We start from the raw sequence: 16,767 nt of genomic DNA, 5'->3' as shown, positions 1-16,767 counted from the left end.
GGTGTCAGCGGCGGATGCGGGCCTGGAGGAAAGACAACACGTCAGCGACCGGCAGCGCTTGCGCCTCGGCCTCTGTGCGGCTCTTGTATTCCAGATTGCCGTCGGCGAGGCCGCGGTCACTGACCACGATCCGGTGTGGAATGCCAATCAGCTCCATGTCCGCGAACTTGATGCCCGGGCTGGTTTTCTTGTCGCGGTCGTCCAGCAGCACGTCGAAGCCGGCGGCAGTCAGTTCTGCGTAGAGCTTGTCGGTGGCTTCGCGAACCTGTTCGGTTTCGTAGCGCAGCGGTACCAGGGCAATCTGGAACGGGGCCAGAGCATCGCTCCAGATAATCCCGTTCTCGTCGTTGTTCTGTTCGATGGCGGCAGCCACCACGCGGGACACGCCAATGCCATAGCAGCCCATTTCCAGGGTGACCGGCTTGCCGTTCTCGCCCAGCACTTCGCACTTCATCGCTTTGCTGTACTTGTTGCCCAGCTGGAAGATGTGCCCGACTTCGATGCCGCGCTTGATTTCCAGGGTGCCTTTACCGTCAGGGCTTGGATCGCCCGCCACGACGTTGCGCAGGTCGGCAACCGTCGGAACCGGCAGATCACGCTCCCAGTTCACACCGAAGTAGTGCTTGTCGTCGATGTTGGCACCAATGCCGAAGTCGCTCATCAGCTCGACGGAACGGTCGATGATGATCGGCAGTGGCAGGTTCAACGGGCCAAGGGAGCCGGCGCCGGCGCCAATGGCGTCGCGCAGTTCGGCTTCGGAAGCCATGACCAGCGGGCTGGCAACGCCAGGCTGGTTGGCGGCCTTGATTTCGTTCAGCTCGTGGTCGCCACGGATGATCAGGGCAATCAGCTTGCCTTTCTCTTCAGCGTGCACCACCAGGGTCTTGATGGTTTTTTCGATTGGCAGGTTGAAGCCTTCGACCAGTTGCGCAATGGTCTTGGCGTTCGGCGTGTCGACCAGGCGCAGTTCTTCGGCAGGTGCGGCACGAGAGGTTTCGCGCGGTACGGCTTCGGCCTTTTCGATATTCGCAGCGTAGTCGGAACCGTTGCTGAAGACGATGTCATCTTCGCCGGATTCGGCCAGTACGTGGAACTCGTGGGAGCCGGCACCACCGATCGAGCCGTTGTCGGCTTCAACCGGACGGAACTTCAGGCCCAGGCGAGTGAACACATTGCAGTACGCCTGGTGCATGCGGTCGTAGGTGATCTGCAGCGAAGGCTGATCAGCGTGGAACGAATAGGCGTCCTTCATGATGAACTCGCGGCCGCGCATCAAACCGAAGCGTGGGCGGATTTCGTCACGGAATTTGGTCTGGATCTGATACAGGTTGATCGGCAGCTGTTTGTAGCTGCTCAGCTCGTTACGCATCAGGTCGGTGATGACTTCTTCGTGAGTCGGGCCGGCACAGAAGTCGCGACCGTGGCGATCCTTGAAGCGCAGCAATTCAGGGCCGTACTCTTCCCAGCGACCGGATTCCTGCCACAGCTCAGCCGGTTGGGTGCTCGGCATCAACACTTCGAGAGAGCCGGCGGCGTTCATTTCTTCACGCACGATGGCTTCAACCTTGCGCATCACTCGCAAGCCCATGGGCAGCCAGGTGTACAGGCCCGAGGCGAGTTTGCGGATCATGCCGGCGCGCAGCATCAGCTGATGGCTGATGACGACCGCGTCGGAAGGCGTTTCTTTCTGTGTGGCGAGCAAAAATTGACTGGTGCGCATGGTTGGCCGTTGTCGGTTGCTGATGACGAGAAATGACGGAACATTGTACGGGCGAGATCTGCTGGCGTACAGGAGTGCGGCCGGCTGTCTGGCGGGAGGGCGAAAATCTGCTCGCCCTCCCGCGATGCTTCCTGCGTAAAGAGCCTACGATTCTTCCGCAACCTGGGTCGGAACCGGTTCCGGTGTCGGACCGGCTCGGCGGTTTTCCTGGAACCAGTGCAAGGCGATCAACAACAAGGTCGGAACGCCCAGCAGGGCGGTGATCAGGAAGAAGTTGTGATAACCGAATTTCTCCACCATGACCCCTGAGTAGCCTCCGATCAGGCGAGGCAGCAAGAGCATGATCGAGCTGAGCAGGGCGTACTGGGTGGCGGAGAATTTGAGATTGGTCAGGCTCGACAGGTAAGCGACAAATGCCGAAGTCGCCAGGCCCGAACTGAAGTTATCCAGTGAGATGGTGGCGATCAGCATCTGCAGATCGGCACCCATATCCGTGAGCATCAGGAACAGCAGGTTGGTACCGGCCGATGCAACGCCGCCAATGAACAGGATAGGCAGGATGCCGAAGCGCACGATCAGCAGGCCGCCCATGCCGGCACCGACCAGCGTCATGATCAGGCCGAATATCTTGCTGACGCTGGCAATCTGATCCTTGGTGAACCCTTGGTCGATGTAGAACACGTTGGCCATCACGCCCATCACCGTATCGGACATCCGATAGGTGGCGATCAGCCCGAGCAGCAGCAGGGCTTGCCAGCGGTAACGCAGGATGAAGTCGTTGACCGGCGTCAGCACCGGGGCCAAGCCACGGCGACCCATGGCCGACAAGCACAGGCCGGTCAGCGTGATATAGAGGATCGCCCGCAGGAACGCGCGGTCTTCGAGCAGCAGGTCGAGCACGCTGGCGCCTTCGAACAGTACGCTGGCGAAGTCAGTGTTGTAGAGCTGGGTGAACATGGCCGGTACGGACACCAGCAGCACGATCAGCACGAACACCGACGCCAATTGGTGCACAAAGCTATAGCGTCCGGCCTGCAATTGAGTACGCAGGGGCACCGGCGGTTCGCGCATGAACAGGGTGGTCAGCAACGCCGGGACCATCAAGACGCCGAACAGCACGTAGGTGCCGGTCCACGCCGCATGCTTGTAGTTGAAACCGGTGGAGCCGAAGCCTTCGGCGAAGAACAGTGCGCCGGCCGTCGCCAGCAGGGCTGCGACCCGATAACCGGCCATGTAGCTGGCCGCCAGCGCGGCTTGGCGGGTTTCGTCGGCGATTTCCAGGCGATAAGCATCGACAGCGATGTCTTGCGTCGCCGAGGCGAAGGCGACGACCACGGCAATGGCGATCAGCCAGGACAGGTGCTTTTGCGGGTCGCAGAATCCCATGCCGATCAGGCCGAGGATCACCAGCGCCTGGGCCAGTACCAGCCAGGAGCGTCGTCGACCGAGCTTGCCGAGCAGTGGCAGGCGCCATTGGTCGAGCAACGGGGACCAGACCCATTTAAAGGCATAGGCCAGACCGATCAGGCTTGCGTAGCCAATGGTTTCGCGGGCAACACCGGCCTCGCGCAGCCAGACTGAAAGCGTCGAAAACACCAGCATGTAAGGCAGGCCGGCGGCGAAACCAAGCAGCAACAGCACGAGGGTCGAGGGGCTGGCATAGGCGGCGAGCGCGGCGCGCCAGGTTTTACGGGGCATGGGCTGGAGTCTGCCTCAAGAATTACGGAAACAAAGCGCGCACTCTAACCGCTGTGCTCTACCGGGCGCCACCCATGGCGCTGAATATCAACACGATTGTTCAGGATACTGATGCCTTCCATGCGCAATCGGGCCCGTTGTTCATCCCCCGAAGGGCTGCCCACGGGCAGACTGATCCGACCGCCGGCACCTAGCACACGGTGCCAGGGCAATTTAGTGTCGCCGGGCAATTGGCTGAGTGTTCGCCCGACCCAGCGGGCAGCACGACCCAGTCCCGCGAGTTCGGCGAGCTGGCCATAGCTCACGACTTTGCCTTCGGGCACTTGTGCCAAGGTCAGGTAGAGCGCCGTGCGTCGGATTTGCGCCGCGCTTTCGGTTTCAGCGTTTGAGTCGGTCACGTCCCGGGCTTCCTGAAAAAATGCGCATTGACCGTCTGTAGAGTAAATCCTGGATCGCCCATTGAGAAATGAACTCAATAGAAAAAGTCGGGTCAGTCCTTGCTAGGGCCTTATTCCTATGGATAATGCCGACTTTTTTTCGCAAAGTTGAGCCTTCGATTCGCTTATGTTGTCTAGAACCTTGCTGTGCCTCGCTGTCGTCAGTGCTTCCACTCCCTTGCTCGCCGATACCGTCTGGTTGAAGAACGGTGACAAGTTGAGCGGCAAAATCACCGTGTTCGATGGTGGCAAACTGCTGATTCAGACCGAGTATGCTGGCTCAGTCCCGATCGACTGGAAGCAGGTCAAAACCCTGGAGAGTGATCAGCAACTGTTGGTCAAACAGGATGCCTACACCGGGGAGAAGGCCAAGGCGCTACACGCGGCAGAAGACGGCAAGGTCACCCCTGGCCAACGGCGATGGCCCCAAGACCGTGGAGCTGGCCAGTATCCAGCAGATGCTCAAGCCTAAGCCTGTCGTCGAGGATTTGGTGTGGAAGGGTAATATCGATGCAGCGCTGGATTATCAGCGGGCCGAGAAAGACACCGACGATTACGATATCGACTTCAAGACCACTGCGCGCCATGGCAGATGGCGACACACCGCAGAAGGTGAGTACAACCGCGAATTTCAGGATGACGTGGTCACTACCGACAACTGGCGGGGCGAATACTCGCTCGACCGTTTCCTGACCGAAAAATGGTTCTGGCAGGGGGCGCGCAGTCTATAAGCGCGACAAGGTCGAAGAGCTCGCCCGCCAGCGCACAGTCGGTACCGGCCCCGGTTACCAATTCTGGGACGACGAGCTGGGCGCATTCTCGCTGGGCTCGCTGGTCAACCGCACGGACTATGAGTTCAGCGATGGCAGCAAGGAAAACTTCTACTCCCTGGCGATGAAGTGGGATTACAACCGCTACCTGATCGGCAAGAGGGTGGAGTTCTTCACCAATGGCGAAGTGGGCAAGCCGTTGTCGGGCGTGGCCGACTACGCGCTCGATGCCGAGATGGGCTTGCGCTACAAGGTGACCGAATGGGCATCGCTTAACCTGAAGGCCGAGAGAGACATTATTAGCGGCACCGACGATGCTGATTTGGACAAGACCCGCTACACCGCTGGGTTTGGCGTGGCCTGGTAAGACGCAAAAAATCGCAGCCATGGGCTGCGATTTTTTTTGCCTGCAAAACAGACAGGCACAAAAAAGCCCCGCTTTTGAGGGCGGGGCTTTTTACTAAAGCAAGTACAAGTTAGATAACTTGAACTTCTTCAGCTTGCATGCCTTTCTGACCGCGGGTAGCGATGAAAGAAACCTGTTGGCCTTCTTTCAGGCTTTTGAAGCCGTCGGATTGGATAGCTTTGAAGTGAACGAACAGGTCGTCACCGGATTGTGGAGTGATGAAGCCGAAGCCTTTTTCATCGTTGAACCACTTAACGGTACCAGTTTGGCGATTAGACATGGTGTAACTCCTTGAACAAAGATAACTGCGACGCAGGAAGAACCCTGGCCGAGACTGAGTGCAAAGAGCAGGAAAAATTCTTGTAGATGGTTGGATCGAAATTCAACATATCGTGTAGAGATTCTCAGTGACACAAGCAGCACAGTGGCGCCACCTTAACCCTTTTTCCGGAACGTGCCAATGCTTCCTGCGAAGGTTTCTCTGTTTTCATGACTGACGGTGCATCGAATGGCGCTGAAGACCCGGAATTCACGGGGGATCGTCGAGAATTGTCTCCCGGACTTTGAACCCGGCGCGCCTGCCCGGTAAGATGCCGGACAGAATTTTTCCACCTCGCTATTCAGGACACCCGCCATGAGCATCAAATCGGACAAGTGGATTCGCCGCATGGCGCAGGAACACGGCATGATCGAGCCTTTCGTCGAGCGCCAGGTGCGCGGCAGAGACGATAGCCGTGTGATCTCCTACGGCGTGTCCAGCTACGGCTACGATGTGCGTTGCACCAATCACTTCAAGGTGTTTACCAACATCAATTCGGCGATCGTCGACCCGAAAAACTTCGATGCTGGCAGCTTCGTCGACATCCACAGCGACGTGTGCATCATTCCGCCGAACTCCTTCGCTCTGGCCAGCACCGTCGAATACTTCCGCATCCCGCGTAACGTATTGACCATTTGCCTGGGTAAAAGCACCTACGCGCGTTGCGGCATCATCGTCAACGTCACGCCGCTCGAGCCTGAGTGGGAAGGTCATGTGACCCTGGAGTTCTCCAACACCACCAATCTGCCGGCGAAAATCTACGCGAACGAAGGCGTGGCGCAGATGTTGTTCCTTGAGTCGGACGAAGCGTGCGAAGTCTCCTACAAGGACCGTGGCGGCAAGTACCAGGGCCAGCGTGGCGTAACCCTGCCGCGTACCTGAGTCAGCCGTCTGACAAACCGTTGGAATTCCTGAGCGGGCGTACACTCTATGGAATGTACTGCTCTGATTCGCGCAAGGCGGATAGGGCCATCGCTCAGGAGTGCTTCATGAAGATCGATCCGCGAATAAGTGCCGAACTGGCAAGGCTTGAGCCCAATCAGGTTGGCGTGCTGGCCTGGTCCTTGTTGGCACATCCGCCAGTCAGCATGGCAGGGGGCATCCCCCATCAGCCTGACCCCGACACCCCCAACGAAGATCCGACAGAGCCCGGTGAGCCCACCCTGCCGGATGAGCCGCCTCCCGCGCCTGTGGTCTGATATCTGTTAGCGAAATCCGTTTTTGTAGGAGCGAGCGGTGCGGCGATCCGACTTGCCCGCGATGAAGGCAACTCGGTCTATAGGATGACCGCGTTATCGTTCTTCGCGGGCAAGCCTCGCTCCAACAGGATGGTGGGTTACTTGAGGTTGCCACTGAGGAACTGCTTCAGTCGCTCACTCTTCGGATTGCCCAGTACGTCTTCCGGCGCACCTTCTTCCTCCACCAGCCCCTGGTGCAGGAACAGCACCTGGCTCGATACCTTGCGAGCGAAGCTCATTTCGTGGGTGACCATGATCATGGTCCGGCCTTCTTCGGCCAGGCCCTGGATGACTTTGAGCACTTCGCCGACCAGTTCCGGGTCTAGCGCCGAGGTCGGTTCGTCGAACAGCATGACTTCCGGTTCCATGGCCAGTGCGCGGGCAATGGCTACCCGTTGTTGCTGGCCGCCCGAAAGGAAGGCCGGGTACTGATCCGCCACGCGTGGCGCCAGGCCAACCTTGTCGAGGTAACGTCGGGCACGGTCTTCGGCCTCTTTCTTGCTGCAACCGAGTACCCGGCGCGGGGCCATGGTGATGTTTTCCAGCACCGTCATGTGGCTCCACAGGTTGAAGTGCTGGAACACCATGGCCAAGCGGGTGCGGATCCGTTGCAGCTCATCGGCGTCGGCCACGTGCATGCCGTGGCGATCCTTGATCATGCGGATGTTCTGGCCGTCCAGGCTCATGGCGCCGTCGTTGGGTTGTTCGAGAAAGTTGATGCAGCGCAAAAAGGTGCTTTTGCCCGAGCCGCTGGCGCCGATCAGGCTGATGACGTCGCCGGTTTTGGCCTTGAGCGAAACGCCTTTGAGCACCTGATGATCGCCATAGCTTTTATGCAGGCCTTCAATGGTCAGTTTGTACATGGGGCATGCGTCCTCAAGGCGAAAGTAGGTAGCCGCTGCGATAGGCTTCGGTGCCCGCGACGTGGGCGATCACCATACCGGCAGTTGCCATGCGCCGCAGCGAACGGGCGTACATCAGCCCGGCGGCGGTGCAATGAACAGGGGTGACACGATCATTGATCGGGTCGATGATTTCGGCGATCAGTTGCCCGGCCTCCAGGTATTCCCCGGGCAGGGCCGTGAACACCAGCAGCCCGCCCACCGGTGTCGCCACCGGTTCGACGCCGGCCAGCGGTGTGGCCGGGTAGGGCAGATCCGGTAATGGCGCCGGCTCACCGACAATTGCGCCGAAATGAATCAGATAATCGATCAGCGCCTGGCAGTCGAGGCTGGCCAATGGGTGATTGACGTCACCCTGGCCGCGCAATTCGACGGTGACTGAAAAACTGCCCAGCGGAATCTCGAACTGCTCGCCGAAGCGCTCTTTCAACTGCCACCACAGCAGGGTGAAGCATTCATCGAACGACTGGCCGCCAGAGTCGGTGGCCAGCAGGCTGGCTTCGGAACCAATGTAGCGCGCCAGCGGCTCGACCTGCGGCCAAGCCTCGGGCGTGGTGTAAAGGTGCGCCACGGCTTCGAAATCGCAATGCAGGTCCAGCACCATGTCTGCATCGCAGGCCAGCCGTTGCAGGGTCAGGCGCTGGGATTGCAGTTGAGTGCCTGCGGTCTGCCGCGCCAAAGCCTTGCGCAGGCTGTCGCGGATCAGTTCGAGGTTGCGTTGCGGATCGTCGCCGAGCAGGCCTTCGATCTCGTAGCCGACTTCTTCACTCAAGTCGACGAACCAGCGATTGAAGTTCTGCCCGCTTTCCAGCTCGTAGCGGCCCAGTGGAACGTCCATCAACACTTGTTCCAGGCCGACCGGGTTGGCCACGGGCACCAGCACGATTTCACTGCGCAGCCGGCCGACGGCTTCCAGCTCCGCCAGACGTTGCTTGAGGTGCCAGGCTACCAACATGCCGGGCAATTCGTCGGCATGCAGGGAGGACTGGATGTAAATCTTGCCTTTGGCCGACGGCGAGCCGAAGTGGAAGCTGTGAATCTGTCGCACGGTCCCCGGCAGCGGGGCCAGCAGGTCATGAATCTGGTGGCGCATGTACGAGTTGTCCTAATGAGTCGGCCCGAGGAAGGCCAGCCATCGGCGTTCGGCGAGGCGGAACAGGCCGACCAGCGCAAAGGTAACGGTCAGGTAGATCAGCGCGGCGATGCCGAACGACTGGAATGTCAGGAAGGTCGCAGAGTTCGCGTCGCGAGCGACTTTCAATACATCCGGGATGGTCGCGGTAAACGCTACGGTGGTCGAGTGCAGCATCAGAATCACTTCGTTGCTGTAATAAGGCAACGAGCGACGCAGGGCCGACGGCATGATCACGTAGGCGTAGAGCTTCCAGCCTGACAGACCGTAAGCCTTGGCGGCTTCGACTTCACCGTGCGCCATGCTGCGAATCGCCCCGGCGAAGATCTCCGTGGTGTAGGCGCAGGTGTTCAGGGCGAAGGCCAGGATCGTGCAGTTCATCGCATCGCGAAAGAACGCATCGAGGACTGGCTGGGCACGCACGGCCGCCAGGCTGTAGATGCCGGTGTAGCAAATCAGCAGCTGGATATACAGCGGCGTGCCCCGGAACAGGTAGGTGTAAAACTGCACCGGCCAGCGGATGTAGACCTTGGGCGAAACCCTGGCGATGGACAGCGGGATCGACACCACAAAACCGATGAAGATCGACGCGCTGAGCAGCCACATGGTCATGGCCAGGCCAGTGATGTTGTAGCCGTCGGTATAAAGGAAGGGTCTCCAATATTCCTGCAAGAGTTCGATCATCGTACGGCCTCCCGGGAACCGGCGGCGTAGCGGCGTTCGAGCCAGCGCAGGACGACGTTGGAGGCACTGGTGATCACCAGGTAAATCAATGCGGCCAGCACCAGGAAGTAGAACAGTTGATAAGTACTTTTACCGGCGTCCTGCGCGGCCTTGACCAGGTCGGCGAGGCCGATGATCGAGACCAGCGCAGTGGCCTTGAGCATCACCATCCAGTTGTTACCGATGCCCGGCAGGGCGAAGCGCATCATTTGCGGGAACACCACGATCCAGAACCGCTGGCCACGTTTGAGGCCGTAGGCGATAGCGGCTTCGACCTGACCCCGTGGCACGGCGAGAATCGCCCCGCGGAACGTTTCGGTGAAGTAGGCGCCATAAATGAAGCCCAGGGTAATGACCCCGGCGCTGAACGGGTTGATCTCGATGTATTCCCATTCCATGAAATCGGTAAACGAGGTCAGCCAGGTTTGCAGGCTGTAGAAGATCAGCAGCATCAGCACCAGGTCGGGCACCCCGCGAATCAGTGTGGTATAGCACTGGGCCAATATCCGCAGCAGTTTGACTTTTGACAGCTTGGCACTGGCGCCCAGCAGGCCGAGCAACACAGCCACCAGCAGCGACAACACCGATAATTTGATGGTCATCCAGGTGCCTTCCATCAGCAACGGACCGAAGCCCTGGAGGCTGAAGGCTGAGAGCCCCAGATTTTGTAATAGGTTTTCAAACATAAATCAGCAACCTGATCGGGTGAAAAAAGCGCCCATCGCGAGATGGGCGCCGGGCATTATTTGCCGCTGTACAGATTCAGATCGCCAAAGTGTTTCTTCTGAATGGTGGCGTAGGTGCCATCGTCGTGTAACGCTTTGATACCTTTATTCAAAAGCTCTTTGAGGTCTTTGTTACCTTTAGAGATACCGATAGCTGTTTTCGACGGCAGCAATTCACTGTCGACCGGCTTGCTGACTTCGTAGCCTTCGCCTTTTGGCGACTTCAAGAAGCCCAGTTCGGCTTGCAGCATGTCCTGGATTGCCGCGTCGAGACGGCCGGAAGTCAGGTCGGAATACACCTGATCCTGGTTCTGATAGGCCTGGGTTTTCACGCCCGCCTTGTCCAGCACGGCCTTGGCGTAGGCTTCCTGGATGGTGCCTTGCTCGTAGCCGACGGTTTTGCCCTTCAGCGACGCAACATCTTCGCTCAGACCGGAACCTTTCTTGAACACATAAGCGGTTGGGCCGGAGAACAGCTCGTCGGAGAAGTCGATGACTTTTTCGCGGGCCGGGGTGACGGTCATCGAAGAGATCACACCGTCGAATTTATTGGCCTTGAGGCCCGGAATCATGCCGTCGAAATCGCTTTCGACCCATTTGCACTTGACCTTCAGCTCGGCGCAGATCGCATTGCCCAGATCGATGTCGAAGCCTACCAGGCTGCCGTCGGCTGCTTTGGATTCGAACGGCGCGTAAGAAGGGTCAACGCCAAAACGCAATTCTTTGTATTCCTTGGCCAGCGCGGAGCCGGCAGCCATGCACAACGCCAGTGCAGAAAGGGTCAGCAATGCTTTTTTCATTATTCAATCCCTAAGAACCAATATGAGCGCTTGTGGCGCAGAAGTACTGTTACTGGAAAGCGTCAGACCTATTCAAAGTAGCAATTTCCGAACCAGAGTCCCGAACAAGCGTTTAAAAGGTAATACAAGAAGTGGCAAAGCGCGATCTGTGCACGAAAATGGGCATCGTCAGATTCCCGCGCCTGGATGGTGCGCAGTGTGGTGAGGAAGCTTGCCCTAATGCGACGAAAATCCTGTGGGAGCGTGGCTTGCCCGCGAAGAATGCCCCGCGGTTTTTCAGGTATTTCGCGTTATCGTTCTTCGCGGGCAAGCCACGCTCCCACAGGTTCTGCGCCTTAACTTACTGGCATTAGCCACAGGAATCGGATCAGGCGAGCAAATCCTGCAACGTCGCCAAGCTGTCAGCGTCCTCCACCGACTTGTCCTGCCGCCAACGCAGCATCCTCGGAAACCGCACCGCAATCCCGCTCTTGTGCCGCTTCGACAGGGCAATGCCCTCGAACCCCAGTTCAAACACCAGGGTCGGCTTCACACTACTCACCGGTCCGAATTTTTCCACAGTGGTCTTGCGTACGATGCTGTCGACCTGCCGTATTTCTTCGTCAGTCAACCCGGAGTAAGCCTTGGCGAAAGGCACCAGTGTTCGCTCGCGGGCAGAGGGTGGGCCGTCCCACACAGCGAAGGTGTAATCAGTGTAGAGACTGGCCCGGCGCCCATGGCCCTGCTGGGCATAGATCAGCACCGCATCGACGCTGAACGGGTCGACTTTCCATTTCCACCACACGCCCATGTCCTTGGTCCGCCCGACGCCATACAGCGCATCGCGGGCCTTGAGCATCATGCCTTCGACGCCCAGTCTGCGGGAGGCTTCTCGTTGGCGGGCGAGGTCAAACCAGTCTTCACCGGTCAGCACGGGCGAGCTCAGTAACACTGGGTTTGCGCAGGTGAGGATGAGTTGCTCCAGCTGAGTGCGGCGCGTGGCCTGAGTCTGGTTACGCCAATCCTCACCCTGCCACTCCAGCAGGTCATAGGCCAGGATGACCACGGGCACTTCATCGAGGATTTTCTTGCTCAGCGTTCTACGGCCGATCCGCTGTTGCAACAGGGCGAAGGGTTGTACGGCGGGTGACGATGGCGATTGCGGGTCGAAGGTGTCGTTGATGCCCGGTTGTGCAGCTTTCCAGGCGACGATTTCACCGTCGATCACCGTGCCATCGGGCAAACCGTGAACCAGGCTGTCCAATTCGGGGAAGCGTTCGCTTACCAGCTCTTCACCTCGTGACCAGATCCACAAGCGCCCCTCGCGCTTGACCACTTGAGCGCGGATGCCGTCCCACTTCCATTCCACTTGCCACTGACTGGCCGCTCCGAGCAGGGCTTCAAACTGCTCGACCGGGTGCGACAACGCATGGGCGAGGAAAAACGGGTACGGTTGGCCACCCCGTTGGGCATGCTCATTGGGTGATTCGGGAGCGATCAGCTTCAGGTAACTGGCGGCGCTTGGGCGGTTAGACAGATCGGTGTAACCCACCAGCCGCTGGGCCACGCGTTTGCTGTCGAGCCCGGCCATGGCCGCCAAGGCGCGGGTGACCAGCAATTTCGAAACTCCGACACGGAAACTGCCAGTGATCAATTTGATGCACAGCATCAGACTCTGGCGATCCAGTTGCGCCCACAGGGCCGGCAAGCATTCGGCGAGGGTCTGCGGGGCGGCGTTACGCAGCGGCAGCAGTTTGTTTTCGATCCACACCGCCAGCCCGTCGGTAGAGGTGTGGAGCGTTTCGGGCAGCACCAGTGAAATGGTTTCCGCCAGATCACCGACGGCCTGATAACTTTCTTCGAACAACCAGGGCGAGAGCCCGGAAAACGCGGTTGCCATTTCCCGCAGCATTCGTACCGGCACCAATTGCCGAGGTCGTCCACCGGACAGAAAGTACACCGCCCAGGCGGCATCTTCAGGCGCGGCTTGGGCGAAATAGTTCTGCATCGCCGTCAGTTTGGCGTTGCTCGAGGTGGTGGCATCGAGTTCGGCATACAAGTCGGCGAAGGCTTTCATGCCAGCACCTCGGCGCTCTCGGGTTCGAGAACGGTGGCGTCTTCATCATCGCCGTATTCGGTGCTGAAACTCATGGCATCAAGGCCTTGTTCGCGCAGTTGACGCACCAGTACCCCGATCGAACCATGGGTGACGATCACGCGTTCGGCTCCGGTTTGTTCGATGGCCCAGAGCAGGCCGGGCCAGTCGGCGTGATCGGACAGCACGAAGCCGCGGTCCACGCCGCGCCGGCGTCGTGTGCCGCGCAAGCGCATCCAGCCACTGGCGAAGCCATCGCTGTAGTCACCGAAACGCCGTACCCAAGGGCTGGCACCCGCCGAGGGCGGCGCGAGGACCAAGGCTTTGCGCATCATCGGGTCATGTTTTTTCACTTCGCCGGAATAGATCGTTGGCGGTAAATAAATGCCGCTCTCGCGATAAATCCGATTGATGGGTTCAACCGCGCCGTGTACCAGAATGGGGCCGAGGCTGGCATCGATGCCGTGGAGAATCCGCTGAGCCTTGCCGAAGGAATAGCAGAACAGCACGCTGGCCTTGTCGGCTGCAGCATTGGCTCGCCACCATTGATTGATTTCGGCAAAGATTTGCGTCTGGGGTTGCCAACGGTAAATCGGCAGACCGAACGTCGATTCGGTGATGAACGTGTGGCAGCGCACCGGTTCGAACGGCGCACAGGTGCCGTCGGGCTCGGTTTTGTAATCCCCCGAGGCGACCCAGACTTGCCCCTCGTATTCCAGACGCACTTGGGCTGAGCCGAGCACGTGGCCTGCAGGGTGCAAACTCAGCTTTACGCCGCGGTGCAGCAATGGCTCGCCATAGGGCAGCGTTTGCAGGTTGATGTCTTGGCCCAGGCGCGCGCGCAGAATGCCCGCACCCGGTGCCGCCGCCAGATAATGTTGATTGCCACGGCGAGCATGGTCGCCATGGGCGTGGGTGATGACTGACCGTTCTACCGCCTGCCATGGATCGATATAGAAATCCCCGAGCGGGCAGTACAAACCTTCAGGACGCGCGATAACAAGGTCCATATTGTTACCCAAATGGAGTGGCCTGCTAGCTAGGAGGTTTGCGCGAGACGAGAAGTTCTATTTATTTTCAAGGAAGAATGGACGCGTTAATCAGGCCGCTTTCGCGAGCAAGCCAGTTAAGGTTTCTAGAACGAAACATCGCACCTGTGGCGAGGGAGCTTGCTCCCGCTGGGGCGCGTAGCGGCCCCGAATCTGCCACCGCGCAGATCCAGTTAGAACACAGGCGTCTGTTTTGCGACTGCTTCGCAGCCGAGCGGGAGCAAGCTCCCTCGCCACAATGGATTTTCAGCATCAATGGGACCGGCAGCATGCTTTCGCGAGCAAGCCCGGTCCCACTTGAGGTTACTTGCCAGGCGTCAGCGTCAGCCGCGTCTTGCCATACACCTTGTCAAAGTTCTGCGGCTGCATCGGCAGGCTCATGTATTGCCCCTTGAGCCATGGATCGACGCTGTCGAGATAGTGCGGGCTGGCCGGGTTGCCGGATTGACCGGTACCGTTCTGGCCCATCAGCGGTTCGGCCTGGCCGAAATCGACGATAAAGCGCATGGCTGGCGCCAGCGTGGTGTTGAAGTCCTGGCCCCAGGTGAACGCGGCGGTGTTGAGCGTGGTGTGGTCGCCGCCGGCCGCCAGTGGACCGCGTACGGTCTGGCCACTGGCGTTCTTCCACTCGTAGCGATGCAGTTTGCCCCACTGCCAGGCTTTGTGATCGCCACCCAACTGGCTGTCACCCGCGCTGATCGCGGCCGCCAGGCTGCGGGCGAGAATCGTCGTTTTGTCTTCTTTCTGCGGGGTGCGCAGGTCGTCCCAGAACGGACTGTCCTCACGGCCCAGCAGATGATCGGCCTGCGCCGCGTAAGACAACTTGCCGTTGCCGATAAAGGCTTTCCACGCCGGGCTGCTTTCCGGGCCCAGTTCGTCGAGGAAAATCTGCTTGGTGCTTTCCTGCAGGAACAGCTCGTAGATCGCCGCGTCGGCGGAGGTCGCGCTGAGTTTGCCGTCGAAAGCCATCAAGCGCGTGTAGGCCTCGCGAGCCTTGCCACGATCGCCAACTGGCAGCGCTTCGATGGCTTGCTTGAGTGGCTGGGACATGCCTGGCGCTTCAAACATCTTCTTCAGTTTGGCGGCAAAGGTGGTGGTCTGGTCGTATTGCATGGCGATCAGGCTGCGTGTGTCGTGTTTGCCCACGCCCGCCAGTTCGGCCATGCGTTCGCCGCGCTCCGGCGCCGACCAGGAATTGGACAGTTGCATGCCGTAGCCATGGGGAATGACCCGCTGGTTGGCGGTGCCGAGCCAGCCTTGAGCCGGGTCCTGGTCATACGGATGGAGCATCGGGTCGGCGTAACCGTCCCAGTCGTAGCGACCTTCCCAACCCGGCGATGGCAGCAAGCCTTCGCCTTCGCGACGGTTCGGGTAGCGACCGGTGACTTGCCAACCGATGTTGCTGGCATCGGCAAACACCAGATTCAGCGCAATGGCGCGTATTTCACGGCTGGCGTCCGAGGCTTTCTCGACGCTCTGCGCTCGGGACAGGTCGAAAAAGGCATCCAGGGTTTTGTCGTCGGTGAAGTTCGGCGTCTGCAAGGCCAGGCCGAAACCATTGGCCAACGCGGTGCCTTGGGCACTGTTGAGCAACGGCCCGTGGCGGGTTTCGTACACCGCTTCGCGAATCGGCTTCTGGCCTTTGACGAAGTAGGTTTCGTTACGCACGATCGCCGGCTGCCATTTGCCGCCCACTTCGTAGGAAAGGCCATTGCCCTGACGTTTGATTTTTTCCAGGAACAGATCCTGGTTGTCGCCCATGACCGTGGTCATGCTCCACGCCACTTTGCCGTTGAAACCACCGAGCACCATCGGTAACCCGGCAATGGTCACGCCGGACGCCTGGTATTTCGGCGCGCGAATCTGCACGTAACTGAACAGCGCCGGCACGCCCAGCGGCCCATGACTGTCGCTGGCCAGCAGGCTTTTGCCGCTGCGGCTGCGTTGCGGGGCGATCGCCCAGTTGTTCGAAGACGTGGCGCCCAGCAGGTTCAGGTCGGACAGTTGGCCGGTGGCTTTGCTGATTTCGCTCAGCCCCGGGATTTGCCCGTTGAGTTTGATGCCCTGGAGTTTTTCGGCTTCAGCGACCGGCAGTTTTTCGTCAGGGGCGGACGGCGCAAGCCACGCCAGCTTGTCGGTACTGACCGTCTGGGCCAGCATCAATGAGGAAATTTCTTCCGGCAGGTTCGCCGATTGACTGAAATTCAGCAGGCAGAAAATCAGCGCCGAATCTTCCGGTTTCCAGTATTCGGGCTTGTAGCCAGTGGCCGCGAGATCGGCAGGCAGTTTGTCGCGGTAGCGGAACAGGTAGGCGTTGACCCCACGGGCATAGACTTCAAAGAAACGTTTGAGACGCGGCGAAGAGGCCTTGTACAGCTCACCCGCGCTTTTCTTCAGATTGACTGCACGCATGTAGCGGTCGGCATCGAGCAGGTCCGCACCGGACATCTCCGCCAGACGGCCCTGGGCCAGCAAACGCAGGGTGACCATTTGGCTGATGCGGTCGCTGGCGTGCACGTAGCCGAGGGTGAACAGCGCATCGTGGAAGCTATTGCTCTCGATCAGCGGCATGCCCATGGCGTTGCGGCGAATTGAAACGTTCTGCGCCAGGCCCTTGAGCGGTTGCACGCCGGAGGTCGGCGGGAGGGTGTCTTGAGCGTTCCAGGTCTGACAACCGGTCAGGCTTAAAACACCGGCCACTGCAGCGGCAACGCCGAACCGGGGAAGAAAATGTGTGAGGGCTGGCGAGGCCATGGCAAAGCTCCTGCGGGGGT

Annotated in this window: 14 protein-coding genes and 1 pseudogene; 3 read left to right on the top strand and 12 right to left on the bottom strand. The window is 59.5% G+C overall.

Annotated elements, in window-relative coordinates:
* Positions 1-4: 4 nt before the first annotated feature.
* The 3 genes from PSH65_RS25750 to PSH65_RS25740 all read right to left on the bottom strand — a co-directional run bounded on the left by PSH65_RS25750 (position 5) and on the right by PSH65_RS25740 (position 3,816).
* Positions 5-1,720: a proline--tRNA ligase gene (locus tag PSH65_RS25750; protein WP_305423137.1), complete on the bottom strand. Its 1,716-nt coding sequence runs from the start codon at positions 1,718-1,720 to the stop codon at positions 5-7.
* Positions 1,721-1,864: 144 nt separating this feature from the next.
* Positions 1,865-3,418 (bottom strand): AmpG family muropeptide MFS transporter, encoded by a 1,554-nt coding sequence (locus tag PSH65_RS25745; RefSeq protein ID WP_305423135.1) that lies wholly within the window; start codon positions 3,416-3,418, stop codon positions 1,865-1,867.
* Between the two features lie 44 nt (positions 3,419-3,462).
* Complete coding sequence (locus tag PSH65_RS25740; RefSeq protein ID WP_038979210.1) at positions 3,463-3,816, bottom strand: MGMT family protein; 354 nt, start codon at positions 3,814-3,816, stop codon at positions 3,463-3,465.
* A gap of 166 nt (positions 3,817-3,982) precedes the next feature.
* On the opposite strand from PSH65_RS25740, the pseudogene PSH65_RS25735 reads away from it, so the two are divergent.
* Positions 3,983-4,992, top strand: a pseudogene (locus PSH65_RS25735) (DUF481 domain-containing protein).
* A gap of 109 nt (positions 4,993-5,101) precedes the next feature.
* On the opposite strand, the gene PSH65_RS25730 reads toward PSH65_RS25735, so the two are convergent.
* Complete coding sequence (locus PSH65_RS25730) at positions 5,102-5,311, bottom strand: cold-shock protein (protein ID WP_002554837.1); 210 nt, start codon at positions 5,309-5,311, stop codon at positions 5,102-5,104.
* Positions 5,312-5,665: 354 nt separating this feature from the next.
* On the opposite strand from PSH65_RS25730, the gene dcd reads away from it, so the two are divergent.
* Together dcd and PSH65_RS25720 are read left to right on the top strand one after the other, a co-directional pair.
* The gene (dcd, locus tag PSH65_RS25725) at positions 5,666-6,232 is read left to right on the top strand and encodes a dCTP deaminase (RefSeq protein ID WP_305423132.1); all 567 of its coding nucleotides are present in this window, start codon (positions 5,666-5,668) and stop codon (positions 6,230-6,232) included.
* Between the two features lie 107 nt (positions 6,233-6,339).
* Positions 6,340-6,549: a hypothetical protein gene (locus tag PSH65_RS25720; protein WP_019580966.1), complete on the top strand. Its 210-nt coding sequence runs from the start codon at positions 6,340-6,342 to the stop codon at positions 6,547-6,549.
* 137 nt (positions 6,550-6,686) lie between these two features.
* On the opposite strand, the gene PSH65_RS25715 is transcribed toward PSH65_RS25720, so the two are convergent.
* The 8 genes from PSH65_RS25715 to PSH65_RS25680 all read right to left on the bottom strand — a co-directional run bounded on the left by PSH65_RS25715 (position 6,687) and on the right by PSH65_RS25680 (position 16,747).
* Complete coding sequence (locus PSH65_RS25715) at positions 6,687-7,451, bottom strand: ABC transporter ATP-binding protein (protein ID WP_305423130.1); 765 nt, start codon at positions 7,449-7,451, stop codon at positions 6,687-6,689.
* A 13-nt stretch (positions 7,452-7,464) separates the two neighbouring features.
* Positions 7,465-8,583, bottom strand: coding sequence for a succinylglutamate desuccinylase/aspartoacylase family protein (locus tag PSH65_RS25710; protein WP_305423129.1), 1,119 nt, complete (start codon positions 8,581-8,583; stop codon positions 7,465-7,467).
* A 12-nt stretch (positions 8,584-8,595) separates the two neighbouring features.
* Entirely contained in the window at positions 8,596-9,306 is a 711-nt protein-coding gene (locus PSH65_RS25705; protein WP_305423128.1) for an ABC transporter permease, read from the bottom strand.
* On the bottom strand, positions 9,303-10,031 hold the full coding sequence (locus PSH65_RS25700) for an ABC transporter permease (RefSeq protein WP_305423126.1): 729 nt from the start codon (positions 10,029-10,031) through the stop codon (positions 9,303-9,305). The genes PSH65_RS25705 and PSH65_RS25700 overlap by 4 nt, the downstream gene beginning before the upstream one ends.
* 56 nt (positions 10,032-10,087) lie before the next feature.
* Positions 10,088-10,870 carry a transporter substrate-binding domain-containing protein gene (locus PSH65_RS25695; RefSeq protein ID WP_007904668.1) on the bottom strand — a complete coding sequence of 261 codons (783 nt, stop codon included), beginning with the start codon at positions 10,868-10,870 and terminating at the stop codon, positions 10,088-10,090.
* Positions 10,871-11,237: 367 nt separating this feature from the next.
* Entirely contained in the window at positions 11,238-12,926 is a 1,689-nt protein-coding gene (locus PSH65_RS25690; RefSeq protein WP_305423124.1) for an ATP-dependent DNA ligase, read from the bottom strand.
* Positions 12,923-13,954, bottom strand: a complete 1,032-nt coding sequence (locus PSH65_RS25685) for a ligase-associated DNA damage response exonuclease (protein ID WP_305423122.1) — start codon at positions 13,952-13,954, stop codon at positions 12,923-12,925. Before PSH65_RS25685 ends, PSH65_RS25690 begins: the two co-directional genes overlap by 4 nt.
* A 342-nt stretch (positions 13,955-14,296) precedes the next feature.
* Entirely contained in the window at positions 14,297-16,747 is a 2,451-nt protein-coding gene (locus PSH65_RS25680; RefSeq protein WP_305423120.1) for a penicillin acylase family protein, read from the bottom strand.
* Positions 16,748-16,767: the final 20 nt, after the last annotated feature.

Source organism: Pseudomonas sp. FP603 (genome assembly GCF_030687415.1).
Taxonomy (GTDB): Bacteria; Pseudomonadota; Gammaproteobacteria; order Pseudomonadales; family Pseudomonadaceae; genus Aquipseudomonas; species Aquipseudomonas wuhanensis.
The sequence above is the reverse complement of the archived record's forward strand: the minus strand, read 5'-3'. Positions and strand labels throughout refer to the sequence as shown.